The 3,364-nt window shown below is 38.3% G+C and carries 7 protein-coding genes; 6 read left to right on the forward strand and 1 reads right to left on the reverse strand.

What is annotated here, in order from left to right:
* Nucleotides 1–247: DEAD/DEAH box helicase family protein (locus tag JWP71_RS09330; protein WP_299498982.1), on the reverse strand; the 247-nt coding region annotated here is incomplete at its 3' end.
* Nucleotides 248–485: 238 nt separating this feature from the next.
* Here JWP71_RS09330 and upp point away from each other — a divergent pair.
* From upp to JWP71_RS09360, 6 genes are all read left to right on the forward strand, one after another.
* Nucleotides 486–1,130, forward strand: coding sequence for a uracil phosphoribosyltransferase (gene upp / locus JWP71_RS09335; RefSeq protein ID WP_299498985.1), 645 nt, complete (start codon nt 486–488; stop codon nt 1,128–1,130).
* A gap of 158 nt (nt 1,131–1,288) precedes the next feature.
* Entirely contained in the window at nt 1,289–1,639 is a 351-nt protein-coding gene (locus JWP71_RS09340) for a hypothetical protein (protein ID WP_299498987.1), read from the forward strand.
* A 138-nt stretch (nt 1,640–1,777) separates the two neighbouring features.
* On the forward strand, nt 1,778–2,014 hold the full coding sequence (locus JWP71_RS09345) for a hypothetical protein (protein WP_299498990.1): 237 nt from the start codon (nt 1,778–1,780) through the stop codon (nt 2,012–2,014).
* Nucleotides 1,999–2,295 carry a type II toxin-antitoxin system RelE/ParE family toxin gene (locus tag JWP71_RS09350; RefSeq protein ID WP_299498992.1) on the forward strand — a complete coding sequence of 99 codons (297 nt, stop codon included), beginning with the start codon at nt 1,999–2,001 and terminating at the stop codon, nt 2,293–2,295. Before JWP71_RS09345 ends, JWP71_RS09350 begins: the two co-directional genes overlap by 16 nt.
* Before the next feature lie 15 nt (nt 2,296–2,310).
* Nucleotides 2,311–3,012: a YjjG family noncanonical pyrimidine nucleotidase gene (locus tag JWP71_RS09355; protein WP_299498994.1), complete on the forward strand. Its 702-nt coding sequence runs from the start codon at nt 2,311–2,313 to the stop codon at nt 3,010–3,012.
* A gap of 130 nt (nt 3,013–3,142) precedes the next feature.
* Nucleotides 3,143–3,364 (forward strand): DinB family protein (locus tag JWP71_RS09360; RefSeq protein WP_299498996.1); only part of this gene is annotated, 222 nt, incomplete at its 3' end.

Here is a 3,364-nt window from a genome sequence, read left to right on the forward strand (position 1 = left end):
CGTTTTCTGGAAAAAACTGCTTGAACTCGCCATACAGCTGCGCCGCCAGCGTTTTATTATGACTTAAAACCAGTGTAGGTTTTTGCGTTTGCTGTATAACATTGGCAACGGTAAATGTTTTACCCGAGCCGGTTACACCCAGCAGGGTTTGAAAAGGGTCATGGTTGTTTACACCTTCAACCAACTGCCTGATGGCTTCAGGCTGGTCGCCGGTGGGTTTATATTGAGAAGTTAGTTTAAAATCCATGCAGATGACAAAAATACGGTTTTTAAAGATTAGAGGTTGATGCTAAAGATTAAAGAATAGTGATTAAAGATTAGTTTTACATTTTGTTTACCCAACAAACTTAATGTCGTGTTATGACAACCTTATGTCAGCAGTAAAGATTAGTTAATTAGAGATTAAAGATTAGTTTTAAACCGAATTAGTTAAATTTACACGGGTAAGGCGCATTCTCAATCTTTAATAACTAATCTTTAACGCAATGATCTTCATCCTCAATAAAACCAATACCATTGGAAATAGTTTTTTGGCCGAAATGCGGGACGCGGTTATCCAGAAAGACAAGCAACGGTTTAAGCGCAACCAGGAAAAATTGGGCGAAATATTGGCTTATGAAATCAGCAAGAAATTAGAGTATACCCCCACAGAAGTACAAACCCCATTAGGCACCGCCACAGTAAATTTACCCGTAGAGCAACCGGTACTGGGGGTTATATTACGTGCCGGCCTGCCGTTTCACCAGGGGTTCATGAATTTTTTCGATCAATCATCATCGGCATTTGTTACCGCTTACCGTAAGGTTAAGCGGGGAGGTAGTTTTGTTATTAATATAGACCATATATCAACCCCAAATCTTGACGATAAAATATTTATTTTATGCGATACCATGCTGGCCACCGGGCAAAGCATAGTAGAGGTTTGCAAGCAGCTGATGGCGCAATACAAAATAAAAGAGCTACATGTTGCAGCTGTTATTGCCAGCACCGAAGGTATTGAGCATGTACGCGCCAATTTGCCTAAGGTAAACTTATGGGTTTGTGCCGTTGACGATGAAATGACCAGCAAGGCCTATATAGTGCCGGGTTTGGGCGATGCAGGTGATTTGGCCTTTGGAGAGAAAAGTTAGGTACCTACATCCCATATACACCACGACGTGGGAAAGTAATGTAATTTCGAATGTTCGATTTCGGATTTGGTTGATCTTAATTATTAAAGACAATTAACAACTTAAATTTTAAACAATTGTACTGATAATGAGTTATATGCATTATAACTCACACAGTTATGAAAAAATTAATAACCTTATTTTTTACAACCCTGCTTGTTGCGGGTTCATTAAATTCTTTCGCGCAGAAATTGCCTAAACGCGAAAGCGTTAATCTTCCCGAAGGGCGTAATATTTTGATGCAAGCGTCTTTAAACCACCTGGGCCATGCTAACGGTAGAACCACTATCGACATTGTAATTAATAAAAAAGGCGATGTGGTTTCGGCACAGGCAGATCGTAAACTTACTACTATCAAAGATAAAGCATTTGTACACAAAGTAGAAGAAGCGGTACTGGCTATGAAATTTAATAGTGATATGCGCGTACCAAATACGCAACGCGGTAGTTTAACATATTCGTTTATGTAGTTGTGTTGAGCTCGCAAGAAGATCACAAAAATGAATATTATTTGCAACTGGCTTCGACCTCGACCATCGTCTGTTATTTTGATAAAAATGTCAAAGAAGCACCATATGAAATAACTGGCATATGAGTATATTTGTATTATGAAGATAAAAGATGATTTTCACCACCTGATCGACAGTATTGAGGATGAACAACTTTTAAAAAGTTATTATCAATTGATACAAATTAATCACAGCCAGAATGGGCATCTCTGGAATAAGCTTAGTGAAGATGAAAAAGGAGAGTTGTTGGTAGCCTATGATGAAAGCTTGGATAGTGATAACCTGTTAAGCCATGAACAAGTTAAACATCAGCACAAACAATGGTTAAAACCATAATTTGGAATCGTCGCGCAAGTAATAGTTTCAATTTTATTATTAAATATTTGCAAACGGAATGGGGAGATAAGGTAACCCAAAACTTTGTTATCCGAACATATCAAATAATAGAGCTATTGGCAATAAATCCGGAAATGGGATCGGTTGAACATTTTGAAAAACAAATCCGAGCATTTGTTATCACTAAGCATAATACCTTATTTTACAGAATTGAAGAGGAGAAATTGGTTTTATTAAACTTTTTTGATAATAGGCAACATCCTCAAAATAAATCTCATTAACAAACTGCAACATAATTGAACACCCCAAAATACACCCACATCTTCTTCGACCTTGACCACACCATCTGGGATTTTGATAAAAATGCCGAGGAGGCGCTGCTTGAGCTTTATGTTTTGCATCGCCTGCATGATATCGGCCTTACATCTGCCGATGCTTTTATTGAAACCTATACCCAAAATAATCATCGGCTTTGGCGCGAATATCATGTGGGTAACATTACTAAAGAAACTTTACGCGCGGCACGTTTTAAACAAACCTTTTTAGATCTGGGCGTACACCCAGATGCAATACCTAATGGGTTTGAAGATGCTTATGTAAAATTGTGTCCAACAAAAACAAACCTTTTCCCAAACGCGCACGAAACTTTGGCCTATTTGCAATCAAAATATACGCTGCATTTAATATCCAACGGATTTAAAGAATCGCAGGATATTAAGATAGGTAATACCGGCATTGGTAAATATTTTACGCATGTTATCATATCAGAGATTGTGGGGGCTAATAAACCTGATAAAGCCATATTTGAATATGCCATTAATTTAGCCGGCGTAACAAGAGAAGAATGCCTGATGATTGGCGACAGTTTAGAGGCTGATGTGCTGGGCGCTTTAAATTTTGGTATGGACGCTATTTACTTTAATCCGTTTAATGCACCAAAGCCTGATGAGGTGCCGGTGCAGATAATGAATTTGAAAGAGTTGATCACATTATTATAAATGAAGTTTAACCGGATTGCTGCTTCAGCCAGCATCTTCCTCAGTTTGGATAATTTTTTCAACAAGGTTGTATTTTAATGCAATAGTCATACTTTTTATAATGTAATTAAAAAAGAGGTAACTTCATATCATGAAAATAGCCAAAGAGTACCGGGCCATTGACGCCGCTCTTGATAACTATCGTAACCAGTTAGATACCATTCCTGATAACTTGTTTGACGTAACGCCGCCCGGTGGTGGATGGTCGTTTGCCGAAGTATATTCGCATATATTGCAGGCTACTATTGGGTCTGCAATAGCGGCGGAGCGTTGTGCAAATGGCACTTGCGAACCAACCAAAAAAGGATTAACT

Origin of the sequence: Mucilaginibacter sp. (genome assembly GCF_028287845.1) — a bacterium.
Taxonomy (GTDB): Bacteria; Bacteroidota; Bacteroidia; order Sphingobacteriales; family Sphingobacteriaceae; genus Mucilaginibacter.

Excerpts from the sequence above, each read along its gene's own strand:
- upp (WP_299498985.1), top strand. The coding sequence starts at position 486 with ATGATCTTCATCCTCAATAAAACCAATACCATTGGAAATAGTTTTTTG.
- JWP71_RS09340 (WP_299498987.1), top strand. The coding sequence starts at position 1,289 with ATGAAAAAATTAATAACCTTATTTTTTACAACCCTGCTTGTTGCGGGT.
- JWP71_RS09345 (WP_299498990.1), top strand. The coding sequence starts at position 1,778 with ATGAAGATAAAAGATGATTTTCACCACCTGATCGACAGTATTGAGGAT.
- JWP71_RS09350 (WP_299498992.1), top strand. The coding sequence starts at position 1,999 with ATGGTTAAAACCATAATTTGGAATCGTCGCGCAAGTAATAGTTTCAAT.